Raw genomic sequence first — 23,305 nt, forward strand, 5'->3', positions numbered from 1 at the left:
GTCACACTGGGTGGAATCGGAGGTGACGCGTGCGACGGTCCGAGGTGCCCAAGCAGGAGTTGATCGGCCAGCGGCAGGCGGCCACCGGGCGCGACCGGCTGCCGGCTGGCGGGCTCGAGTTCTTCGCGCTGCTCGCACGGCTGCTGCGGCGACCCCGTCGCGGCGACCGTCGGCTGCCGCTGCTCTGGCTGGTCCGCTCCGACACGGCGGATCTGATGGTGCCGCTGCGCCGATTCCTCGGTCAGGGCGCCCGGCGGCGGGTGCCGCACGCCGTGTTGGACGCCGACGCGCCACCGGGCGCCGGGGACGTCCCGGCGCTGCTACGCGAACTGCACCGGCAGCTCTCCCTGGAGGCGTTCGGCGCCGCCCGGCTGCGCTTCCGGCACTACCCGCTCGCCGACTGGCTGATGCACCAGAGCCTCAGCTTCGGCACCGACGCCGACGACGGCCGCGCGGCCCTGGTCCGCCGGTTGCGCGACCGCCGGGGCCCGCGTACGCCTGAGGCGTTGCCCAGCGGCGGTGACGCGGTCAGCATCGTCTCGCAGGTGCTGCTGTGGGTGGTCCGCCGCGCCGTGCCGGGGGTGGTCTTCCGGGCCGCCGTCTCCGGCCGGGTGCCGGTGCTCGGGCGGCACTACAACTGGTTCATGCGCCAGCAGTATCTGGCGCCCCGGCAGTCGGTCACCTTCCTCGGCTTCGCCGAACGCCTCACCGCCGGGTGGCGCGACGGCGAGCAACCCGACCAGGTCAACAAGCTGCTGCTGCACGCGTTCCTGGAGGACCTGCGGCAGGCGTACCGGCGTCGACCGTGGCGCCCGTCGGACTGGCGGCGCACCGCGTACCCGGCGCTGCTGATCGATCACGTCGCCCCCGGCAACGTCGGTGGCGAACTGGTCCGCCTGATCGGCGACGTCCGCACCGAGACGGGCCGCAACGACCCGCTGCTCATCGTCGTGTCCGGCGTTCAACCACCGCCGGAACTGCCCGAGCCGCACCCGCTGACCGAGGCCGACGAGGCGTACGACGAGTGGGCCGAGGCGCTCCCGGAGATGCGGCGGCTGCGCCGCAAGGCCGCCTGGCTGGTGGCGTTGCGCCCCGACGACTCCGACACCGGCCCGCCGCCGCGTGGCGGCATGCGACCGTTCTCCGCGCCCGACCCGCCCTGGTGGTCGCGGCGCTTCCTGCCGGCAGCGCTGTGCCTGGTGCTGGTGGCGGCGCTCGGAGTGTGGGCCGGCAGCCGGTGGGCGCCGGGCTGCCACCCGTCGCTGACCGGCGGTCGGGTCTCGGTCGAGGTGGTCGCCAACGGCGAGTGTGTCGGCTACAGCGACAGCGCCGCCCAGGTGTTCAACAACGACCCCGGTCAGGAGGGTCTGCGAAAGATCCAGCAGCGCATCTTCGCGCAGAACCGCGCCGCCGAGGAGGTCTGGCAGCGCAGCGACCAGCGCCGGCCCTTCCTGACCCTGGTCTACCTGGGCACCCTGACCGGCAACCCGACCCGCGCCGACGAGGAGTCCTACGTCTCCGAGCGCGAGGAGCTCGAAGGCATGGCCACCGCCCAGTACGCGTTGCTGAAGGAGTCGGCCGGCGCCGACGGCGCCGCGCTGCTGCGGATCGTGGTGGCCAACGGCGGCAAGCAGATGATCTACGCCGACCGGGCCGTGTCGATGCTGGCCGAGCTGGCCTCGGGCGACCCCACGGTGGTCGGGGTGGTCGGCCTGGTGGAGAGCCGGACGAGCACCGCCCGAGCGCTGCGCGAGCTGAACAAGGTCGGGCTGCCGGTGCTGGCACCCACGCTCTCCGCCGACCGGATGGACGCCAACTCCCGCCTCTACCTGCAGATCTCCGCGCCCAACACGGATCAGGTGGAGATGGTCGACGCGTACGCCCAACAGGTGCTGAAGGTCGGCGAGGCGCACGTCTACTACACGACGTTGGAGAGCAGCTCGCTCACCGAGGACCTCTACGTGGGCACCCTCGTCGACGGGCTGCGGCAGCGGTTCGGCGCCCGCATGACGCGCCTCGACGCGTGGAGCACCGGTGAGCGGCTGACCGACGAGTGCGGCTATCCCGGCCTGCTCTTCTACGCGGGCCGCTGGACGGAGTTCGACGGTTTCCTGCGGGCGCTGCGCGAGTGCGGGGGCAACCCACCCCGGCACCTCGTCGCCGACGACTCGGTCAACCGCTACATGGCCAACCCCGGGCTGCGCGCCGCGGCCCCCGGCAACCTGCCGGTCACGTACGTCTCCAAGGCATCCCTGGCCACCTGCGCGGCGCTGCGGGCCGCCGAGGAGCGCCGCGACGACGCCCGGGCCAGATTCCTGTCCATGATCCGGGCCGACGACCTGCTGGACCCGCCGCGTTGCCGGCCGGACTCCGGGCATCAGGTCGGCGAGCGGGTCAGCCTCGCCTACGACGCGGCGATGATGATGATCCGGGCGGTGGAGAGCCTCGCCGCCCGGCTGCTCCACGCCGACCAGCTACAACGGTGGGAGCCGACGTCGGTCAACCCGGTCGCCGTGCACGCGGAGGTGCTCCGGCAGAACGCCGGCCAGGGCTACCCGGGGGTGGCCGGGCTGATCCGGTTCACGCCCGACTCGGGCGAGCCGGTCGACAAACGGCTTGCCCTGCTGCGGGTGGAGCAGGTGCCGCAGGTGGCGACGGCGCCGGTGGAGGTGTTCCGCTGTGGGCTGGCCGACGCGCCCGACCCCGTGCCGTGCGGCCCTGCCTGACGGGTCCGGCGTGACACGTCCTCGCAGGACTGTCCGGGTGCCACCGCTGTCCGTTAGGGTTCCTGGGACCAGGCGGCCGTCGGCGTTGGGGGCAGAGGGTGGGCAGGCTCGCGTCGGCGTACGGGCAGGCGATCAACTCCCACCGGGCGGCCCGAGCGCACCTCGACGCCGCCCGGAACGCGCTCGGCACCGCACCGGCCGCCGTTGCCCCGGTCGGCGTCGACGCGCTGGTGACCCGCCTCGCCCGCCTCGGCGGCGCCCTGGCCACCCCCGCTCCGGGCGCCACGCCGTTGACCGACGAGCCGGCGGCCGTCCGGATCGGCGAGGCGTCCATCTCGGACGTTGGCTTCCCGGTGCTGGTTCCCCTCGGCGGTGGGCACCACCTGGCCCTGGACACCGACGCCCGCGATCCCCGGGTCGCCGGGCTGCTGCGGGCACTGGTGCTGCGGCTGGTCGCCACCGCACCGCCCGGTCAGGTCCGGGTCGCCGGCATCGACACCGCGGCGCTCGGCGCCACCTTCGGCCCGTTGCGTCCCCTGCTCGACGCGGGGGTGCTCGACCCGCCAGCCACCAGCGAGGCCGAGGTCGCCGCGCTGCTCGATGCCGCCGAGCAGCATGCCCGCGCCGCCCAGCACGGTCAGCCCGCCGACCGGCACCTCCTGGTGGTGGTCGCCACCGCCGCGCCACCGCCGCGTGAGCTGGCCCGGCTCGCCGCGCTCACCCACGCCGGCCCGGCCGCCGCCGTCTGCATGCTGCTCACCGGCCACCCGTCCCGGGTGCCCGGCGAAACCGCGCCGCCGCTGGGTGGCACCACCGCGATCCGGCTCCACCAGGGGTACGCGCAGGTCGGCGACCCGCCCGGCATCCCGTTCAGCGCCGACGGCAGCGGGCTCGCCGCACCCGTGGTGCTCGACGGTGACCCGCCGGCAGCCTCGGTACGCGCGCTCGCCGAGCACCTCGGCGCTGCCACCCGCCGCGCCGACGCGCTGCCCTTCACCGACCTGCTGCCCGAGCGACGCTGGGCCGAGTCGGCCGGCAACGGTCTGCGGACGGTGATCGGCCGGGCCGGCACCGCACCCCTGACGCTCGCCTTCGACGACGCCACCCCGCACTGGCTGGTCGGGGGGCGCACCGGCGCGGGCAAGACCGTCTTCCTCCTCGACGTCCTCTACGGGCTGGCCGCCCGCTACTCCCCGGCCGAGTTGCAGCTCTACCTGCTCGACTTCAAGGAGGGCGTGAGCTTCACCGAGTTCGTGCCCACCGGTCGGGACCCGTCCTGGCTGCCGCACGCCCGTGCCGTCGGCATCGAATCCGACCGTGAGTACGGCCTCGCCGTCCTGCGGGAGCTGCGCCGCGAGGCGCAACGCCGGGCCGGCGCGCTGAAGCGCCACGGCGTCACGAAGCTCGCCGACCTGCCACGGGACAGCCCGCTGCCCCGCATCGTGGCGGTCATCGACGAGTTCCACGTCCTGCTCGCCGGCAACGACGCGCTGGCCCGCGAATCCGTGGACCTGCTGGAGGAGCTGGCCCGCAAGGGCCGCTCGTACGGCATCCACCTGGTGCTGGCGAGCCAGAGCATGACTGGCATCGAGGCCCTCTACGGGCGGGCCGAGGCGATCTTCGGGCAGTTCGCGTTGCGGGTGGCGCTGCCCGGCGGCGGCGGGGTGCTCGATCAGCTCAACGACGCCGCCGCGGCCCTGCCGGTCGGCTCCGCCGTGGTCAACACCGCCGCCGGTGCGGTCGGCGCCGACACCGTGCTGCGCTTCCCCGACGCGCACGCCGCCGCCGCGGACCTCGCCGCGTTGCGCCACGAGCTGTGGCAGGCCCGCCCGCCGGGCTCGCGGGCACCGGCGGTCTTCAAGGGGTACGAGGTCGCACGGGTCGAGGACGACCCCACCTTCGCCGGGTTGCGCCCCGGTGGTCGGCGCCCGATGGCCCTGGTCGGCCGGACCGTCGACGTGCACGGCACCACCGCCCTGTTCCTGATGGACACCACCCCCGGCCGGCACCTCGCCGTGGTGGGCACCGCACCGACCGGCGCGGACGTGCTGCGCGCCGCGACGCTGAGCCTGGCCCGCCAGCACACCCCCGGCGACGCCCGGTTCCAGTTGGTCTCCCTGGTCACCGTCGCCGACCCGGTCGCCGACGACACCGAAGCGGTCCTGCGCGCCGCCGGCCACCCGGTGCACCGCCTCGACGCCGTCGGGCTGCGCGACCGGGTCACCACGTTGGCCGCCGAGCCCACCGGCCGCGAATACCTGGTGGTCTTCGGCATGGACGCCGCCGCGCCGGTGTTCGGGGCGACCGACCCGGGCACGTTCCGCTCCGGCCTGGACGACCTGCGCACACTGCTGCGCCAAGGCCCCGGGCAGGGCGTGCACCTGCTCGGTTGGTGGCGGGGGCTGCGCCGGCTCGCCGACGACCTCGGCGGCACACAGAACCGCGACGACGTCGCCTGTCTGGTCGCCCTCAACGTGCCCGGGGCCGAGCTGGCCCTGCACCTCGGGACGCACGACCTGACCTACACGCCCCGCGCCGACCGGGCGCTGCTGATCGACCGGCACGACCAGCGCACCCGGCTGATCGTCCCGTTCGTCGGCGACGGGCACGACCCGGACGGGGAGCGGTGACAGTGTCCTTCGAGGAGTACGCGGCGCTGGCCCGACAACTCGCCGAGCAGCGCCGGGCCGGTGAGCAGCACGCCGCCACCGAGTCCGCGCGCCGCCGTGACCTGCACGCCGCCGTCGACTACCTCCAGCAGAGACTGACCGCACAGGGGCACCGCCTCGACCAACTCGGCCGATCGATCCGAGTCGACCAGCCACCCGCAGGCTCTGCCCCGGGGAGTCCGGCCGAAGCCGCCGGCTGGCCGGGCCCCCCGTCGGGCTCCGGGTCGGCCCCCGGCTCCGGGTTCGGCGCTGGTCCGGTCACCGTTGCCGGGTCGGGCCTTCCGTCCGCTGCCGGGTCCGGCCCTTCCACCGCACCCGGAGCGGGGGACGGGGGACCCGACGGCGCAGCCGGCGTGCCGGGGCGGGCGGGGGTCGGGGCGTACCCCGAGCTGCCGGCGGGGGAGGCGCGGCTGGCGCTGCCGACTGCGGTGAGCCCGGCGGGCGTCGGGGTGCCGGCGCAACGCGCGGCGGCGGTCGACCCGGCGGTGGAGCTGGAGTTGGCCCGGCGGATGGCCGACGAGGCCGACCGGCACGGGCAGCAGGCGGAGCTTCTGGCCCAGCGGCCGGCGCTCCTGCCGACGTGGTCGCCGCTGGCGCGGGCGGTCGCGGTCTACGCCGCGTGCGGTGCTGCCGCCGGAGTGCTCGTGCTGGCCCTGGTGCTGGCGTCCGGCGTCGGCATGGTCGACGGGTTCACGCTCGGCGCGTGGATCTGCGCGGGGCTGCCGGCGGTGGCGTTCTTCGGTGGGTACCTGGTGCTGGGCAGATGGGGGCGGCCCGCGATGGTCACCGGCACCCCGCCGCGCTATCTGCCGCTCGGGTTCCTGATCTGTTTTCTGCTGGTGCCGATGGCCTACTGCGCCTACCTGCTGCTGGTCCGCGGCCTGCGCTGATCCCCGCCGCGATCCCACCCGGCTCGACCTTGAGGTCGCCGGTCTACTCCCCGTGATAGGTGAGGAGCCCGCTGTCGCTGAATCTCTGCTCGGTGCCGCTGTTGGAGAGGCCAAAGACGCGACAGGTGCGGCCGTCGGCGGGTTGCCCCGCGGACGCTTCGGTGTAGGACCAGACCTGACCCACCTGCGCCTTGAACGTGCGACTGGTCCGCGGCGGCACGTCGAGCGCCTTGTGTGGCTCGCAATCGTCGTCGAAGAGCCACAGCACGAACGGCGCGCTGCTCGCCGAGGCGGTGCCGCGCACCGGGTCGCCCCACCGGTCCGCCGGGATGTCCCGGTGGAAGTACGCCACGGCTTCCTCGCCCTTGGTCTGCGCGATGCAGGCCCGGGCGAGCTGTGCCCCAGATTCTGCGGTGACCGTGGGCGCGGGCGGTGTCGAGGAAGACGACCGGGAACTGTTGAGGATGTCCCACCTGTCACCGGTGGCGTGGGCAGCGACGAGCACAAGGGCCAGAACTGCCGCGAGCCCGCCCGACAGCGCGATGGCCCTGGTCCGGCGACGACGGCCGGTAGCGGCGGCGGGGTTCCCTTGAGATGCCACGTCGCGTCACTCCTCCAGCGGCACGGACCGTTCACTTGCCTGCCGGCAGCAGAGTCTATGGCGCTCCCCGCCCCGGCACTGTCCCGCAAAGGCGGTCCGTGCCGCGTCTACCGCTGGTCGGTCGCGCCTGCCTGCTGCCGATCCACGCCCAATGCCGAGTCGTCCGCAGCGTGCGCGGCAGCGGCGAGAATGTCGTCGCGCTCGCTGTCGGTGAGACCCTCGTCTTCGAGCAGACCGAGCAGCAACACCGTCCGCGCGACGACCGCCGCCGCGTCGTCGGGCACCGGCGGACGTTCACCGAGCGCCGCCCAGACCAGCGCCTCGGCCAGCACCGGATCGACGTCACGCCCGGTGGCGTCGTAGCGTTCCCGGACGGACGCCACGAACCGGATCACCGGCGCCCGATCCTGCCCAGCCACGAACCGTCGCCGCACCGCCACCAGCAGCGCCCCAGCGAGCAGATCGGCGTACCGCCGCCAGTCCGGCTCGGTGAACCGGCGCAGCCGCCGTTCGTGGCCACGCAGCCGACCAGTCAGCAGACCCCGTAGCGCCGCGTGTGGATCGGTCACCATCGTCGCTCCCTGATCATCGTGAGTGCGCTCCTGTGGCGGCGTGGCCTGCTCAATCGGTACCGCCTGGTCACCAGAACGCTCGCCGCGTGACAGCCGTGGGCAATCAACTCGGCGGTGTCGCTCTCGGCGTTGCGGTGGCTGGTAGGCCGGGGCGGTGCCGTCGGTTCACCGGTCAGTGCCGCGACCGTTCGGTCGATCCGGCAACCGCCGACCGCGAGCCGGGCGCCGACCAGGTCCAACCGGCTGATCGCCGCCGCGACGTGCCGGGCCGCGACCTCGTCCGCCACGATTCGGGTACGCCGCAGCCGGTCCTCAGCCGCCCCCAACCGCCACCGGACACGGGCGGCCAACGTGGCGGCCCGGTCGGCGTCGACGCGAGCGTCACGCAGGCCGGCGAGCAGGTCCCCGGCCGAGCCTCCCGGCGAACTCCGGTCCGCGGCCAAGCCGGCGTAGACCAAACTCAGCGCACGCCAGCACTCCGTGACCGCGTCCTGCCAGGGCAGCCGCCGGCCGCGTGGCCCGGCCCCGTGCAGGTGCGCACCGGCGCGGTCGGCGGCGGAGATCGTGGCCAACCATGCGGTACGCAGGTCGTCCACGGTGTCGGTGCTCATTCGCCCGCCTCAGCGCTGGACTTGACCAGGAGGGCGAAGCGCACATCGGCGCAGGGGTAGTCCACGCCGCACTCGCACAGCCAGCGCCGCACCACGCGTGGTGGATGGGCGAACAGGACGTCGTCGGCATCCTCGACGTCCTGTTCGGACACGAGGCGACGGCGCTGCTTGGATGGGGATGCTGGGTCAGTGGGGGATTCGTCGGGTCGATCGGGCATCGGGGGCTCCCGTCGGGTTGTCTCCTTGCTGGTCATGGCTGGTGTGCCGGGACGGCGTGCGGGCACGCCCCGGCACGCCCGGCCGAACGGGGGGACCGACCGGCCGGGCGCTCTCTGCGCGGTGGGAACGAACCAGCTCCGGGTTTGCAGACCTGGGAGCCGGTCGATTCGAACTTTACACAACTAGTCACGGATAGCAAGCACGACAACACGTTGCTTGTCACGAGTAGTAACGCGTGATCAAATGGCGGGGCAGACCTGGGAGTCCATATGCCCGTCAAACCAAAGTGGGAACGGCTCGCGGATCACATTCGGGGCCAGATCGAGTCAGGAGAGCTTGCGCCGGGGGACCAATTGCCGTCCACGGTGCAGCTCAAGACGCAGCATGGCGTTTCGACGACCGTCGTGCGGCAGGCCATCCTGGTCCTCCAGACCCAGGGCTGGGTGCAGGGCGTCCACGGGCTTGGCGTGTTCGTCGCCGACCGCTGAGCGCTCAACGGCAGATTTAGCGCTTTTCGGGCAGCCGCCGCGGGCGAGTTCCTAGCTGGGCAAGTGAGTGGTCGCGCTGCGTGCGCGGATCTCGTACGCTCCCATGTGGTCTCCGCCGGTGCGGTGGTGGAGGCGATGGTCGACCACGGGGGAGGCGCGCGTGAGCGCAGCACAGATCATCGCGAGGCTGGCGGCGGCGTCGCAGAAGCTGGACGAGGCGAAGGCCAAGACCGCAGCGGCAGCCCAGGACGCAGCCGAGGCGCGGGCACTCGTAGCCGGTGCGCTGGAAGGCGTGGCAGCCGGCCCACTGGTCGGCATGATCGATGCGTACCGTCAGGCGCTGGCCCAGGCTTCCCAGGGCGGCGACCCGGCCAAGCAGCACGTCCAGGAGACGATCGCCAAGGTCCGAGCGCTGGGAAACTGACCACGGGTGGTGGTAGCACAACCCACCAGCCACCCGCAGCGGTGAGTCCGATCATCCGTCCTCATGTGCCCCGCCAGCCTCAGAACCCTCCGAACCGACGAGAGGGTGCTCGTGCTCGCCGAGACGCTGACGCGCAAGACATTGCACAACCCGGTAGGCGGCGGGAACGGGTGAGCGCCGAGGCAGTCGGTTTTTGGGCGTCGGCTGGTGGGGCCGCTTGGGCAACAGTCGCCGAGTTCATGCCAGTGCTGCCGAAGGCGGTCGCCGGGACGCTCTTGGCGACGGCGGCCACAGTCAGTGCCGGCAAGTCATGGTTGAAGAGGCGCCGAGAGAGGAATCAAAGTGAAGATCAATAGCTCCACCGAAGCCGCGATGCGAGCCATGATCCACGCCGCCGTGCAGCGTGATTTCCCGAAGCTCGATGAGCGGCTGCGGACCCTCAACGACGACAACACGGCGGCTGCAACCGTCGAGCTTGCCCTCACCCTTGTTGGCTTTCTGATGGTCGACATCCATAAGGGTCGGCCGAGCGACGATCAGATTTTGGCCGTGGCTGAGGAAGTCGCCGAGGCGGAATCCTGGGCGCAACCGACTCGCCGCGAGGTGGCGGACTTCTTGATGAGGCTGATGAGGGGTGAGCCGTTCGGCACCGCAGTCCCGACTGAAAACGTCATTATCCTGGCCTTCGTCGTTGCGGCGAACCTGCTCTCCTCCTGTCGCCGGGACGACGAGAAGTGGTGGGACTACCTCGACCGGATTGAGGCGGCCATGGAGGCCGCCAGGTGACGGGTGTGCCTGATTCGGTTGCCCGGGACGGTGGCGAGTTGGACGGCTTCCGCATCGGCTATCTGCCGCCGGACGTCGGCGACCTGGTTTCGGACTTCGTCTCCGAGTGGGAGGACGTCACGTTCGCCACCCGGGTCTGGGAGCGTCAAGTCGAGGACGGCCACCGAGTCGACCTACGGGTACACGTGCTCCGGGGCGACCGGCTGGGCACCATCGCCAAGCTACGCGACTTCCTGGCCGAGTATCACGAGCGTGATAACGCTGATTGGGCACTCACCGACTTTCAGCACGGCGAGGATCCTGGCCTCATCGGTGCCGCCGAGGCGTTCTGGCTGGCCGCGCCCGGTGTGGCAGTCGACGTGCTGGTCGATCCGGAGCGGTTCACCGTGGGCAACTTGCGGGCGATTACGCAGCGAATTGCAACAGCTGCGGCAGATCCGCCAGCCCGCCGGACTTAGGCGATCGGCTCGTCCGCTGAGGTGGGCAACTGCTCGACAGGGACGAGCGCGAAAGAAACGAAGAGCCCGCTCAAGCGGGCCCCAAGGCGGGCGCGTGAACCCGGTCGAGGCGTCCTGCGCAACCGACCCCTAGCCGCAGTTGATCAGCGTCCTGGTGTCGGAAAGCTGTCACCGCGCGTGGTGCGGGCTGTGCGAAGCGGTGATCGTCCCTATCCTGACGTGTTCACCGCAGGCTAGCCACGTGGAGTGTCGTGGATCCTCGACAGGTACGACGTCTGGCAGAGCAGTCCGCCAACTTCGGGTTCCTCAAGGAACACCCGCTGCTGGTCTGGTACGGCGCGGGCGCTGAGCTGCTCGTCTATGTCGACGCCCAGTCGGCGATGTTCAAGATCCGCGCCTTCGGCGACGAGATGGCCAAGGACCTCGTCCGCCGCACCGGGGTAAGGCCGCAGCAGAACAACTTCTACCGCCGGGTTGAGGCGCTCTATGCAGACGGCACCCTCGTTCCAGAGATCTATCAAGCGTTCGACCGCCTCCGGGATCAAGGCAACAAGGCCGTACACGATCATCTGGGCGAGGTTCGCGCGGCGCTGGACATGCTGCGTACCGGATTTGAGCTGGGGGTCTGGTTCCATCGGGCCTTGACCGGCGACCGCACGCCGCTCGGTTTCGTGCCGCCCTCTCCGCCGCCTCAGCAGATGTCACAGAGCATCGCCGACGGGCTCCAGGCCGAGATCCAGCGCTACAAGGACGAGCTGGCGCAGACCAAGCTTCTGCTGGAGGGCAAGGCGTCGTTGGCGCAGGCCAAGGCGGAGGCGATGGTCGCGGCGGATCGCGCCGTGCGCGATGCCGACGCCCGCCGCGATCAGGCCGCTGCCCTGGTGGCGAGCCTCACGTCGGCCGCCGAGGCAGAGCAGGCGGCGCTGGACAGCAAGGCGACGGCCAAGGTCTCGGCCGCTCGGCGCGAGGAATTCATCGCCCGTGCCCGTCGTGCCTCCCACGAACCGCTCAACGAGATACAGACCCGGGCCGAGATCGACCGGCAGTTGGGCGCGGCCGGCTGGATCGTCCAGGACGAGAGCAAGATCAACCTCTGGGCCGGCACCGGCATCGCCGTGCGGGAGGTGACCCTGGCGACTGGGCGGGCCGACTACCTGCTCCACGTCAACCAGCGGCTGGTCGGCGTGATCGAAGCCAAACGGGAGGGGACTGCACCGCGCGGTGTCGAGGCGCAGCTCGACCGCTATCTCAACGGGCTCACCGCCGAGCAGAAGCTCGCCGCGTGGCGCCGGGACGATCCACTGCCCTTCGGCTACGTCGCCACGGGCACCGAGACCGCCTTCGTCAACCGGCTCGACCCGTTCCCGCGTACCCGCGAGGTTTTTGCGTTCCATCGGCCCGAGACGTTCGCGCGGTGGATGCGGGAGGCCGACGACGACCCGGCGGCACCCACGTTGCGGGCGCGGCTGCGGCGGATGCCGGCGCTGGACCGGCTCGGACTGCGTCCGGCTCAGATCGATGCGATCGATGGGCTGGAACGCTCCCTCGCCGAGGATCGGCCGCGCTCGCTGATCCAGATGGCCACGGGCGCTGGCAAAACCTTCACGGCGGTCACCAGTAGCTATCGGCTGCTGAAGCACGCCCGCGCCGCGCGGATCCTGTTCCTGGTCGACCGCAACAACCTCGGCAAGCAAACCCTGCGAGAGTACGCGGGTTACCAGACCCCGGACGACGGGCGGAAGTTCACCGAACTGCACAACGTCGACCGGCTTTCGGGCACCGGCATGCTCGACTCCTCCGCCGTGGTCATCTCCACGATCCAGCGGCTCTACGGCGCACTGCGCGGCGACGAGTTGCCGGACGTGGATCTCGATGACCGGGCGTACGACGACTACGAGTTGGACGAGCCGGCCGACGTCGCCTACAACCGGCTGCTTCCGCCGGAGACGTTTGACCTGATCGTGGTCGACGAATGCCACCGCTCGATCTACGGCAAGTGGCGAGGCGTCATCGAGTACTTCGACGCGTTCGTGGTCGGGCTGACCGCCACACCGGTCAAGCAGACGCTGGGCTTCTTCCAACAGAACCTGGTCTCGGAGTACACCTACGAGCAGGCCGTCGCCGACGGCGTGAACGTCAGCTTCGACGTGTACCGGATCAAGACGGAGATCACCGAGAAGGGCGCCGACATCGAGGCCGGCACCGTAGTGCCGCTGCGCGACCGCCGCACCCGGGCCGAGCGCTACCAGGAGCTGGAAGACGACTTCACGTACGGCGGCAGCCAGGTCGGCCGCTCGGTGATTTCGAAGGGCCAGCTAAGGCTGGTGCTGAACACGTTCCGGGAACGCCTCTTCACCGAGATCTTCCCTGGGCGGAAGACCGTGCCCAAGACGCTGATCTTCGCCCGCGACGACAACCACGCCGAGGAGATTGTGCAGATGGTCCGGCTGGTCTTCGGGCGGGGCAACGACTTCGCCGCGAAGATCACCTACGCCTCCCGCAAGAGTGGCGACAACCCGGACACCCTCATCCAGGCGTTCCGCAACAGTCCGGAGCTGCGTATCGCGGTGACCGTCGACATGATTGCCACCGGCACCGACGTCCGGCCGTTGGAGTGTGTCTTCTTCCTCCGCCCGGTGCGCAGCGCCACCTACTTCGAGCAGATGAAGGGTCGTGGCGCTCGCACGATCGACGCTGCCGAGTTCCAGGCCGTGACGCCCGATGCCGAGGTCAAGGACCGGTTCGTCATCGTCGACGCGGTTGGTGTCACCGAAGCGGACCTGGACGAGGCGGTGCCCCTGCAACGCCACACCGAACGGCAGATCTCGCTGCGCGACCTGCTGAAGAAAGCCGGCACGCTGACCGCCGACCCGGACGAGGTGGCCACGCTCGCCGCCCGGCTGGCCCGGCTGGACCAGCAGTCGACCGACGACGAGCGTGCGGAACTGGCCGACCTCGCCGACCAACCACTGACCGGCATCGTGCGCGGCCTGGTCGACGCGGTCGCGCCTGAGCAGCTCAACCCCGCCCAGGAAGCTGGCCCGGATGCCGTACGCGACCTGCTGGCCGGCGCGCTGCGTCCGCTCGCAGCGAACCCGCCGCTGCGCGAACGCATCCTGGAGATTCGCCGCGCGCACGACATCACCATCGACGAGGTGAACGCCGACAAACTGATCTCGGCGGCCGGGGTGCCGCCCGAGGAACGCGCGCAGGTCACGGTGAAGAGCTGGCACGACTATCTGGAGGAACACCGCGACGAGATCACCGCGTTGCAGGTCTTCTTCGAGGGGCGGGGTCGGGTGGGCTACGACCAGCTCAACGAACTCGCGAAGCGGATTGCCCGGCCGCCGCAGGCGTGGACGCCGGAGTCGCTGTGGAAGTCGTACGTGCTGCTCGGCCGCACCGCGGAAGCACCCGGCAGCAGGGGAGTGACCGATCTTGTCAGCCTCATCCGGTATGAGTTGGGGCTCGATCAGGAGCTGCGTCCGTACCGCAGCCTCGTCGAGGAGCGCTTCCGTGGGTGGCTGCTCCGACAGGAACAGGCGGGCGCTACGTTCACTGCCGATCAGGCGTGGTGGCTGGAGAGGATCAAGGACGTGATAGCGGTCAGCGTGGAGGTCACCCCGGACGACCTGGAGGGTGCGCCGTTTAGTGAGCGGGGCGGGATCGACGGGTTCGCTGGCGCGTTCGGTAAGCGTGCTGAGCCGCTGTTGAACGAGCTGAACCAGGAGCTGTCCGCGTGACCGAACTGCCAGTGGGTTGGGTCTGGGTAGACCTGGCTGAGGTTGCGGAGGTCCAGGGCGGAATCCAAAAGCAGGCCAAGCGGCGCCCGGTGCTAAACAAGTATCCGTTTCTGCGGGTGGCCAACGTGCACCGAGGCAAGCTGGATCTTGCTGATGTGCATGAGGTGGAGCTGTTTGATGACGAGCTGGAGCGGTTCGAGCTGCGGCGCGGGGACCTTCTGGTCGTCGAGGGAAACGGTAGCCCGGACCAGATCGGCCGCGCGGCGACATGGGATGGAAGCATTGATAAGTGCGTGCATCAGAACCACTTGATCCGTGTCCGTCCGACCGCCGCGCTCCTGCACGATTTTCTCGAGCTGGTTTGGAACTCACCTCTTGTAGCGCGCCACCTTCGTGAAGTTGCAGGCTCCACAAGTGGGCTATACACGCTGAGCACCGGAAAGCTGAAGTCTGTACGACTTCCACTGCCGCCGATCGCCGAGCAGCAGCGAATCATCGATGCCCTCGAAGACGCGTTGCTTAGTCTCAACGCAGGCGTAGCAAACCTGACTGCGGGCAGTCTGCGGCTCGATTCATTGAGTAGGTCCTGGACAAGAAACCTGTTGGGTTCAAGCTTGATCAAGCATCGGAAGTTGGGCGAACTACTTGCGGAGAAAATGATCAACGGTAAATCGGTGCCCACGAAGGCCGGTGGTTTTCCGGTGCTTCGCCTAACCGCTTTGCGCGGCGACGGAGTTGATTTAGCGGAGCGCAAATCGGGTGCGTGGAGTTTTGACGAGGCAAAGCAGTATCTGGTGCATCAGGACGATTTCTTAATAAGCAGGGGGAACGGATCGCTTCGACTGGTTGGGCGTGGAGGGCTGGTATCTCAAGATTCCGGCCGTAATCCTGTCGCCTTTCCGGACACGCTGATTCGTGTTCGAGTCGATAAGACTGCGATCAGGCCCGAGTTTTTGGCCCTCGTCTGGAATTCGCCTCAAGTTCGTCGCCAGATTGAGCAGTCAGCGCGTACTACCGCCGGCATCTACAAGGTTAACCAGGCCATACTGTTTGACATTGCGCTACCTGTACCGAAGCTCGATGTTCAAGATCGGATCGTCGCTCAATGGAAGGCGGCGGCCGAGGAAACGCAACGCCTGCGGGCGGCGTTGATGACCGCGGCGAAGCGGGCGGCTCAGTTGCGGACTTCGCTGTTATCGACGGCCTTTGCGGGCCGGCTGGTGCCGCAGGACCCGAACGATGAGCCGGCGCCGGAGCTTTTGGCACGTATCAGTGCCGAACGGGCAGCCGCGCCGCCCAAGCAGAGGGCGCGTTCCCGGCGTACCCCGAAGGAGCTGGCGGCTCCGCCGACCCGGGTGACCGGCGACAACTATCAGCAGGAGGCACTGCCGCTTTGAGCACTTTGGATTCGCGCCAGTTGGTACGGAAGCTGTGGAACTACTGCGACGTGCTGCGCGACGACGGCGTCTCGACCATCGACTACGTCGAGCAGCTGACCTTCCTGCTCTTCCTGAAAATGGCAGATGAGCGGGCCAATCGCGAGATCCGACCCGAGCAGATCGTGCCGAACGAGCTGGCCTGGCAGACCCTGCTCGACGTCGACGGTAAGGCGTTGGAGGCGCAGTACCAGCACATTCTCGAAACACTGGGTCACGGTAGTGGCACTCTCGGCACGATCTTCCGAAAGGCGCGGAACAAGATCCAAGATCCCGCGAAGCTCAAGCGGCTGATCGTCGACCTGATCGGTAAGGTGGAGTGGTCCGGCACCGGCGTCGACGTCAAGGGTGACGCCTACGAGGAGTTGCTGGCCAAGGGCGCCGAGGACGCCAAGTCAGGCGCGGGGCAGTATTTCACCCCTCGTGCACTGACCGGGGCCATGGTCGACTGCATGCAGCCCACGCCCGACGACACCATCACCGACCCAGCCTGTGGCACGGGTGGCTTCCTACTCGCCGCGTTCGACTTCATTCAGCGGCACCACGGCGGCGACCTCACCCCGGACCAGCGGCGGCGGCTGGCCAACGGCGCGATCAGCGGCACCGAACTGGTCGACGGTACCGCTCGACTCGCCGCGATGAACATGCTGCTGCACGGCATCGGCACCCCCAGCGGCGATTCTTTGATCACGATCGGAGATGCGCTCGGCAAGGAGCCGGCACACCACTACAGCTTGGTTCTCGCGAACCCGCCGTTCGGCCGCAGCTCCTCGATCCGGATGGTCGGCGAGGACGGTCGCTCCACCCGCGAGGAGCGGGAGATCGAGCGCAACGACTTCTGGGCCACCACCGCCAACAAGCAGCTCAACTTCGTCCAGCACATCGCGTCCCTGCTGGAGATCGACGGTCGGGCTGCGGTTGTCCTGCCGGACAACGTGCTCTTCGAGGGTGGCGCGGGAGAAACCATCCGCCGCCGGCTGCTCAAGCAGTACGACCTTCACACCATGCTGCGCCTGCCCACCGGCATCTTCTACGCCGGCGGGGTGAAGGCCAACGTGCTCTTCTTCGAGCGCAAGCGCGCCCGCGAGGAGCCGTGGACCCAAAAACTCTGGGTGTACGACTTCCGCACCAACCAGCACTTCACGCTCAAGCAGAACCCACTGCGTCGCGAACACCTCCAGGATTTCGTCGACTGTTACCTGCCGGGCAAGGACCGCGCCGAGCGGGTCGAGACCGAGCGGTTCCGGGCGTTCTCCTACGAGGAGTTGATCGCCCGCGACAAGGTGAACCTCGACATCACCTGGCTCAAGGACGCCTCCCTTGAGGACGCCGACGCACTACTGCCGCCGGAAGTGATCGCCCAGGAGATCGTAGAGGATCTGGAAGCGGCGCTACGGGAGTTCGCAGCCATCGCAGAAGCCCTGACCGCGTCGAAGGTGCAGCCGAATCCGAGCTAACTTGTCCGCTCCGTAGTGCTGGTGCGACGAAGGTGGTGGCATGACCGACTCTCCCATTCGTGGTGACGGCTTCACGATCAAGGAGCTATTCAGCCTCTTAAAATTCCGGCTTGATCCATATCAGCGTGAGTACAGCTGGGGCCGGAAGGACGTCAAAGCGCTAATCGACGACCTGACTGACCATTTCGCTGAAGACTGGATGCCTGGCCATGAACGGCGCGAGGTGCGCCACTATCGGCCGTACTTCCTCGGGCCCTTCGTCTATTACCAGGACGACGAGGTGGCGGCGCTTGTCGACGGACAGCAACGGATCACCACGTTGCATCTGCTGCTGTTGCACCTGCGCCGGCTAGCGATGGAGGCAGAGCGGCCCGAGTATCACGGCGACATTGCTGCCTTGGAGCCGCTCATCGCCGGCAGCTCATACGGGGAGCGGGCGTACGCGATCCGCTCCGATGAGCGGGCCCCTGTCCTTGACGCGATTTTCGAAGACAAACCGTTCTCGTTGCCCGCCGACGCGAGCCCGTCGGTTGCCAACCTCTATGAACGCAGCCAGGAGCTTGACGGGCTGCTGCCGGAATCAATCCGCGACGAAGCCCTGCCGCTCTTCATCCACTGGCTGCTCAACCGGGTCTGCCTTGTCGGCATCAACGCTAACAACCGCCGTCAGGGCTGGGAAATCTTCGAGACGATGAACGATCGTGGGGTACAGCTCGGTCCCGCCGATCTTTTGAAGAGCTTCCTGTTGCGACGCGCCAGCAATGGCCACAACCTGCCCCGGTTGGGGGAGGCGTGGGGTGGCGTCCTGGCCAGGATCGACAACCGCGCCCCGCAGGCAGCAGCGAGGTTCCTCCAAGCATTGCTCATCGGGCGGTATGCACAGAGCGCCGCCGAGGTCACCGACATTGGTGTGTCGTTCCACGGATGGGTGCAGGAGAACGCCTCGCGCCGAATGAACCTGAAGTATGCGCCGGACTTCGCGCGTTTCATCGAACACGATCTAGTACGCCTCTCCAAGCGTTATGCCTCACTGCACGCGGCGACGAGCGTCCTGGAGCCAACTCTGGAACCGCTGTTTTACAATGCCAGGAACGAGATCGACCAAATGCCGTTCCTGCTGGCCGCGATCGACCCCGAGGACAGCGACGCCCAGTTCCGAGAGAAGGCGTTCCTGGTTTCCGCCTACCTCGACCTGGTGTTCGTCCGGATGGCCGTTAACAACCGGATCGGAAAGCCGGATGATTTGGACGCCCACGTTCTCCCGGTGATCCTCGATCTTCGAGCCTGCCCGGACATCGATGCTGTCGCGAAGGTGCTGGGGCGGCGAATAGCTGAGCTGGATGTCGACTTCACCGGAGTCAAGCGGTACGGGCTGCGAGCGGACAACCGGTCTCAGGTCAGGTACTTGCTCGCCCGGCTGACGGCCTTCGTGGAGACCGAGTGCGGCCGACCGAACGAGATCGTCCGGTATCTGGACAAGGATGAGCCATTCGAAATCGAACATATCTGGGCAAACAAGTTCGAACGCCACCAGCCCGAGGTCAAGACCGAGTCGGTCTTCCGGGTGCAGCGCAATCGGATCGGCGCACTGCTGCTGCTCAGGAAGTCTCATAACGCCAGCTATCAGGACGCGCCGTATGAGCAGAAGATTGAGTGGTACCGCGGCCAGAATCACCTCGCGGCGTCGCTACACAAGTCGACCCAGGAACGCAACCGACCCTTCACGGAGGGAGTGGTCAAGAAATATCGGCTGGAGAAGACTTTCCATTCTGTGGCCCGTTTCGACATGTCAGCCATCGAGCTGCGACAGCAGCTCTACGAGCGCTTATGCGAGATCATCTGGGAGCCGAAGCGGCTCGGTTTCATCCTCCCGCCCACTGTTGCACGGGAAGTAGCCGAGCAGAGCGACGTTCCGATCGTTGTTCCCAGCCAGCGCGTGTCTGCCGCCGTTGCCAGACGGACCCGGGCTCACTTCGGTGGCGTTACGGTTGCCAGACTTGTCACGGTTGGGGCGCTCAGCGCTGGTGAGGAGTTGGTTCTCACCTACAAGCGCGATCGTTACCTTGCGCATGTGAACGAAGCCGGTCAGATCGAGTTGGAGAGCGGAGAGGCGTTCGAGTCACCGTCCCCGGCCGGGTCGACTGCCACCGGTAAGCCGACAATCAACGGGTGGAGCGCATGGAAAGTGCGGCGGGGCAACAGCCTGACGCCGCTGCACGATGTGCGGGCGGATGCGTTGTCGCGTGGGCTGCTTGAGGTGGCGACATAGGGGTGTTGCGCTCAGTCCGATCGGAGCAAATGTGCTCTTGTCGCTGTCGATGGTCGTGCGATTCGCTAGGCTCCCTGGTGTGACCGGATCGGTGAGCGAGAAGTCGTTCTCGCTTCCGCAGGACGTGGCGGAGCGCTTGGAGCGTGAGCCCAACGCCAGCGCGTACGTCGTCGACACGATCCGGGCACGGATGCGTGCGGAGGATCTCGACGCCGAGTTGGCCCGCCGGGGGATGACCGTGACAGCGGAGGGACAGGCCCGTGCCAGGGCCCAACGCGCCCAGGTCGAGCAGGAATGGTCGCCTGGTCGGCGCGCCGCCCTGCGTGACCGTTCCCGCCGTGCGGCAGCGGAGATGCTCGACGGCGCAGGTAGCCAGGCGCCGGCGGCGTGACGGACCCCGACGGGCCCGGCGGTCCGGCTGATACTGGACCGGTCCGCGCTGCTCGCCTACGTGGCTGGATCGATGGATGTCGCTGAGCACCTCCACGAGGTCGCCCAGTGTGGGGGCCGGTTCGGTGTGCCGGCGGTGGTCGCGGCCGAGGTGCTGGCGGTGGCGGACGATCCGGGCGATTGAGCGGTGCTGCATCGACTGCTCGAATGTCCGCCTGCGCGGTGCTGCCGACCTGGGGCGAGGACTGGAAGGCGTTGGCGTACTGGCGCGTGTTGACCGGTCGGATTGACCTTGCCGCTGCCGTGATGGCTGTCCTGGAGCACGACGCCTCGGTGCTGACCAGCGAGGGTAAGGCGTACGGCGACGGCGGCGACCTTCCGGCATCCGCGTCCTCAACTAGTGCGTTCGATGACGACGAGGGGGATCTCGCGGTCGGTGCCCTTCTGGTAGCGCTCGTACGTCGGGAAGACCTTCGTCATCACCGGCCACAGCCGGGCCCGCTCCTCGCCCGTCGCCGTGCGGGCCCGACCGGCGATGCGCTCCGCGCCGACCTGGATCTCCACCACCGGGTCGGCGCTCAGGTTCAGGTACCAGGCGGGGTGCTTGTCCGCGCCCCCGTTGGACGCCACCAGCAGGTGGTTGTCACCGTCGCGGCCGTACATCAGCGCGGTGCGGCGCAGGGCGCCCGTGCGGCGTCCGCGGGTGGTGAGCAGCAGCGACGGTACGCCGTGGTAGGTGCCGCCGTCGGCGCCGTCGGTCTCGACGTACCGCTGGATGTGCTTGGCCACCCAGCCGACCGGGCTGTCCTCGATCGTTTCGTGCTGCTCCTGCGCGGTCATCGCTTCGCCTCCTTCATCGGGCCTGTCCGCTGGGGGAGGGCAGGCCGGTGAGTCATCAAGATGACTCACCGGCATCAGGCTTTCACGGGACATGGCCTCCAGTTGCGTGGGGCCAGGACCGAGGGGGTCATCCGCGCGAGCGCGGCAGGCAGCACTTCTTGTATTTCGCCCCGGACCCACACCAGCAGGCGTCGTTGCGCCCGGGCGGCCAGGCCCTGAGGTCGGGGCCGGTGAGCGAGTCGGCGTACTCGTCCTGGGTTTCCTCGTCGGTGGGGTCGCTGCCCTCGCGTTCGGCGAAGGCCGACAACCCGGCGACGGAACCGACGACCACGCCCAGGTCGGCGCCGCCCAGCGCGGATGCGTCGACGAGGGCGCGTTCGGTCTGAGCGCGGTGCTCGTCCCAGCTCGCGGGGTAGCTGTCGGCGAGGGCGGGCCAGCGCAGCAGCAGCGCGTTGAACTCCGCCTGCGGCCAGAACAGCAGCGTCGCGGGGCCCTCGTCCAGTGCGTCGAGCGCGTGGTCGCTCGCGGCGCGCAGCCGGTCGGCGAGGTTGTCGTACTCATCGTGCGGGAGGCCCATCTCCTCGCGCAGGTTGTGCCGCCGCTGCGTCAGGCCGTAGATCATGGCCGCGGCCTCGTCCTGGGCGTCCTCGGACTCGTGCTGCTGGTTGCGGGTCCGTTCCAGGATCGCGTCGAGCGCCCCGGTCAGCCATTCCAGCGCCAGGTCGGTGTGGCCGTTATCGGCCAGCTCGTCGACCAGGTACGTGGCGTTGGGGTTGGTCTCCAGCAGCGGGCGCAGGGCGGTCAGCTCGGCCATGCCCTCGTCGGAGCGGCCGAGGCGCAGCAGCAGACCGCCGCGCACCGAGCGGGCGTACGCGTCCTCGTCGGGCTGTTCGGCGATGGCGCGGGTGGCCAGTGCGAGCGCGTCGGCCAGGTCACCCGCCTGCTCCAGGATGTCCGCGGCGACCAGCAGGGCGTACGCGGTGTCGTCGGGGTCGGCGACCCGCCCCTCGTCGACGGCGCCCACCAACTCGGCGACCAGCGCGGCCGGGTCCGGGCTCTCCGGACCCAGGGAGCCGATCTCCTCGATGCGGTCGGTGGTCAGCAACTCGGGCATGTGGGCATCCTGAAGAACGGCGAGTGGTGGACGGGGAAGCGGCCAGCGTACTCCCGGACATGGTGGAGCCCGGGCGGCGAACCGCCCGGGCTCCGACACGTTCCCTCAGCGGGTCGCGGGCATGGTGGCGAACTCGCCGGCTAGCTCGGACTCGACGATCGTCGTGGCGGACGGCCGGGGACCGGCCGCCTTCCGCCGGGCGGACGGGACGGCGAGGGCCGCGAGCGCGGCGGCCAGCGCGATGGCCGTGAGGACCAGAAACCCCATGGTGAAGCCGGCCTCCCGGGGCAGGCCGTTGGCCTGCGGGTTCGCGGTGATCACACCGCTGACCACGGCGGCGCCGATCGCTCCTCCGATGGTGCGGATGTTGGCGTTCATGCCGGTGGCCACGCCGGTCTGGCTCGCGGGCACGCTGGCGACGATCAGGTTGGCCATCGACGCGAAGGCCAGGCCGATGCCGAGGCCGACCAGGCCACCGGCGATGGCGACCTCCCAGCGGGTGTCGTGCGCGACGGCGAGCATCGCGGAGGCGGCCACGTTGAACGTGGCACCGGTGGCGAGTTGCGCCTTGGCGCTGAAGACGGCCTGGAGTCGGCCGGCGACGATGCCGGCGACGAACATCGCGACGAGCATCGGCAGCATGAGCAGACCGGCCTGGCTGATGGTCGCGCCGAAGCCGTAACCGGCGGCGGTCGGGGTCTGCAAAAACTGGGGGAGGAAGGCGTACACGGAGAACATCGACGCGCCGTAGAGCAGGGCGACCAGGTTGGTGGTCCAGACGCCGGGCAGGCGCATCATCCGCATGTCGATCAGCGGGTTGGGCGACCGCACCTCGGCGACCAGCCAGCCGACCAGCAGCACCACGGCGAGGGCCAGCAGACCGAGCACCCGGGGGCTGGTCCAGCCCCACGCCGCGCCCTGGCTGATCGGCAGCAGCAACGCGACCAGCCAGCCGGACAGCAGCAGTGTCGCTCGCCAGTCGATGCGGCCGGGGGTGCGGACCGGGGACTCGGGGACGAACAGGTGGGCGGCCACGGCGGTCAGCCCGACCACGACCATCGGGATCCAGAACAGCCAGCGGTAGTCGAGCGTGCTGACGATCGGGCCGGCCAGCACGATGCCCAGGCCACCGCCGACGGCGACGATCGCCGAGATGGCGGCCACGGCCGTGGAGACCCGCGCGGCGGGGAACTCGTCGCGGATGATGCCGAACGACAGCGGGAAGACCGCTCCGCCGATGCCCTGCACGACCCGGGCGATGATGAGGACGCCGATGTTCGGCGCGATGGCGGCCAGCAGGCAGCCGAGGGCGAGCGCGGCGAGCGCGACGACCAGCATCCGCTCCTTGCCGACCATGTCGCCGACCCGTCCGAGGATCGGCGTGAAGATCGACGCGGAGAGCAGGTAGGCGGTCAGGACCCAGGTCACGGTGTTCTGGGAGGTGTGCAGATCATGCTGGATGGTCGGCAGCACCGGGGTGATCAGCGACTGGAGCATCGCGAAGAACCCGGCACCGGCGGCGAGCACGGTGAAGGTGAGCCGACGCGAGCTGCGTCGGGAGGTCACTGCCACGAGAGAAGACTCCTGATAAAGGTACGGAAGGAGGTTTGTC

The 23,305-nt window shown here is 69.2% G+C and carries 19 protein-coding genes; 12 read left to right on the forward strand and 7 right to left on the reverse strand.

What is annotated here, in order from left to right:
- Positions 1 to 29: 29 nt before the first annotated feature.
- The 3 genes from KBX46_RS22185 (at position 30) to KBX46_RS32655 (ending at position 6,285) form a co-directional block, all read left to right on the forward strand.
- Entirely contained in the window at positions 30 to 2,726 is a 2,697-nt protein-coding gene (locus KBX46_RS22185) for a hypothetical protein (RefSeq protein WP_308159660.1), read from the forward strand.
- A 98-nt stretch (positions 2,727 to 2,824) separates the two neighbouring features.
- On the forward strand, positions 2,825 to 5,356 hold the full coding sequence (locus KBX46_RS22190) for an FtsK/SpoIIIE domain-containing protein (RefSeq protein WP_210793909.1): 2,532 nt from the start codon (positions 2,825 to 2,827) through the stop codon (positions 5,354 to 5,356).
- Between the two features lie 2 nt (positions 5,357 to 5,358).
- A complete protein-coding gene (locus KBX46_RS32655) occupies positions 5,359 to 6,285 on the forward strand; it encodes a hypothetical protein (protein WP_308159661.1) in 927 nt (308 codons plus the stop codon).
- Between the two features lie 43 nt (positions 6,286 to 6,328).
- Here the strand turns inward: KBX46_RS32655 and KBX46_RS22200 are convergent, their stop codons facing one another.
- The 4 genes from KBX46_RS22200 to KBX46_RS22215 form a co-directional block, all read right to left on the reverse strand.
- Entirely contained in the window at positions 6,329 to 6,886 is a 558-nt protein-coding gene (locus KBX46_RS22200) for a hypothetical protein (RefSeq protein WP_210793910.1), read from the reverse strand.
- Positions 6,887 to 6,993: 107 nt separating this feature from the next.
- Complete coding sequence (locus tag KBX46_RS22205; RefSeq protein WP_210793911.1) at positions 6,994 to 7,458, reverse strand: hypothetical protein; 465 nt, start codon at positions 7,456 to 7,458, stop codon at positions 6,994 to 6,996.
- Complete coding sequence (locus KBX46_RS22210; protein ID WP_141910490.1) at positions 7,452 to 8,069, reverse strand: hypothetical protein; 618 nt, start codon at positions 8,067 to 8,069, stop codon at positions 7,452 to 7,454. Before KBX46_RS22210 ends, KBX46_RS22205 begins: the two co-directional genes overlap by 7 nt.
- Positions 8,066 to 8,221, reverse strand: a complete 156-nt coding sequence (locus tag KBX46_RS22215; RefSeq protein WP_157744051.1) for a hypothetical protein — start codon at positions 8,219 to 8,221, stop codon at positions 8,066 to 8,068. Before KBX46_RS22215 ends, KBX46_RS22210 begins: the two co-directional genes overlap by 4 nt.
- A gap of 336 nt (positions 8,222 to 8,557) precedes the next feature.
- On the opposite strand from KBX46_RS22215, the gene KBX46_RS22220 reads away from it, so the two are divergent.
- The 9 genes from KBX46_RS22220 to KBX46_RS22260 all read left to right on the forward strand — a co-directional run bounded on the left by KBX46_RS22220 (position 8,558) and on the right by KBX46_RS22260 (position 19,740).
- A complete protein-coding gene (locus KBX46_RS22220) occupies positions 8,558 to 8,776 on the forward strand; it encodes a winged helix-turn-helix domain-containing protein (protein WP_141910489.1) in 219 nt (72 codons plus the stop codon).
- 160 nt (positions 8,777 to 8,936) lie between these two features.
- Positions 8,937 to 9,200, forward strand: coding sequence for a DUF6244 family protein (locus KBX46_RS22225; protein ID WP_088949318.1), 264 nt, complete (start codon positions 8,937 to 8,939; stop codon positions 9,198 to 9,200).
- 342 nt (positions 9,201 to 9,542) lie between these two features.
- The gene (locus tag KBX46_RS22230) at positions 9,543 to 9,986 is read left to right on the forward strand and encodes a hypothetical protein (protein ID WP_210793912.1); all 444 of its coding nucleotides are present in this window, start codon (positions 9,543 to 9,545) and stop codon (positions 9,984 to 9,986) included.
- Positions 9,983 to 10,444, forward strand: coding sequence for a hypothetical protein (locus KBX46_RS22235; protein ID WP_308159662.1), 462 nt, complete (start codon positions 9,983 to 9,985; stop codon positions 10,442 to 10,444). Before KBX46_RS22230 ends, KBX46_RS22235 begins: the two co-directional genes overlap by 4 nt.
- 251 nt (positions 10,445 to 10,695) lie before the next feature.
- Positions 10,696 to 14,187, forward strand: a complete 3,492-nt coding sequence (locus KBX46_RS22240) for a DEAD/DEAH box helicase family protein (protein WP_210793913.1) — start codon at positions 10,696 to 10,698, stop codon at positions 14,185 to 14,187.
- Positions 14,184 to 15,584, forward strand: coding sequence for a restriction endonuclease subunit S (locus tag KBX46_RS22245; RefSeq protein ID WP_210793914.1), 1,401 nt, complete (start codon positions 14,184 to 14,186; stop codon positions 15,582 to 15,584). Before KBX46_RS22240 ends, KBX46_RS22245 begins: the two co-directional genes overlap by 4 nt.
- Complete coding sequence (locus tag KBX46_RS22250) at positions 15,581 to 17,080, forward strand: class I SAM-dependent DNA methyltransferase (protein WP_247667952.1); 1,500 nt, start codon at positions 15,581 to 15,583, stop codon at positions 17,078 to 17,080. The genes KBX46_RS22245 and KBX46_RS22250 overlap by 4 nt, the downstream gene beginning before the upstream one ends.
- A gap of 40 nt (positions 17,081 to 17,120) precedes the next feature.
- Positions 17,121 to 19,349 (forward strand): DUF262 domain-containing protein, encoded by a 2,229-nt coding sequence (locus tag KBX46_RS22255; RefSeq protein ID WP_210793915.1) that lies wholly within the window; start codon positions 17,121 to 17,123, stop codon positions 19,347 to 19,349.
- 79 nt (positions 19,350 to 19,428) lie between these two features.
- On the forward strand, positions 19,429 to 19,740 hold the full coding sequence (locus tag KBX46_RS22260; RefSeq protein WP_308159663.1) for a hypothetical protein: 312 nt from the start codon (positions 19,429 to 19,431) through the stop codon (positions 19,738 to 19,740).
- Positions 19,741 to 20,132: 392 nt separating this feature from the next.
- Here the strand turns inward: KBX46_RS22260 and KBX46_RS22270 are convergent, their stop codons facing one another.
- The 3 genes from KBX46_RS22270 to KBX46_RS22280 form a co-directional block, all read right to left on the reverse strand.
- On the reverse strand, positions 20,133 to 20,579 hold the full coding sequence (locus KBX46_RS22270; RefSeq protein ID WP_210793916.1) for a nitroreductase family deazaflavin-dependent oxidoreductase: 447 nt from the start codon (positions 20,577 to 20,579) through the stop codon (positions 20,133 to 20,135).
- Between the two features lie 127 nt (positions 20,580 to 20,706).
- Entirely contained in the window at positions 20,707 to 21,693 is a 987-nt protein-coding gene (locus KBX46_RS22275) for an SEC-C domain-containing protein (RefSeq protein WP_210793917.1), read from the reverse strand.
- Positions 21,694 to 21,798: 105 nt separating this feature from the next.
- Positions 21,799 to 23,265, reverse strand: a complete 1,467-nt coding sequence (locus tag KBX46_RS22280; protein WP_210793918.1) for an MFS transporter — start codon at positions 23,263 to 23,265, stop codon at positions 21,799 to 21,801.
- Between the last annotated feature and the right edge of the window lie 40 nt (positions 23,266 to 23,305).

Origin of the sequence: Micromonospora sp. C81 (assembly GCF_018070425.1) — a bacterium.
GTDB lineage: Bacteria > Actinomycetota > Actinomycetes > Mycobacteriales > Micromonosporaceae > Micromonospora > Micromonospora zamorensis.

Excerpts from the sequence above, each read along its gene's own strand:
- KBX46_RS22255 (WP_210793915.1), top strand. The coding sequence starts at position 17,121 with ATGACCGACTCTCCCATTCGTGGTGACGGCTTCACGATCAAGGAGCTA.
- KBX46_RS22205 (WP_210793911.1), bottom strand. The coding sequence starts at position 7,458 with ATGGTGACCGATCCACACGCGGCGCTACGGGGTCTGCTGACTGGTCGG.
- KBX46_RS22220 (WP_141910489.1), top strand. The coding sequence starts at position 8,558 with ATGCCCGTCAAACCAAAGTGGGAACGGCTCGCGGATCACATTCGGGGC.
- KBX46_RS22210 (WP_141910490.1), bottom strand. The coding sequence starts at position 8,069 with ATGAGCACCGACACCGTGGACGACCTGCGTACCGCATGGTTGGCCACG.
- KBX46_RS22270 (WP_210793916.1), bottom strand. The coding sequence starts at position 20,579 with ATGACCGCGCAGGAGCAGCACGAAACGATCGAGGACAGCCCGGTCGGC.
- KBX46_RS22275 (WP_210793917.1), bottom strand. The coding sequence starts at position 21,693 with ATGCCCGAGTTGCTGACCACCGACCGCATCGAGGAGATCGGCTCCCTG.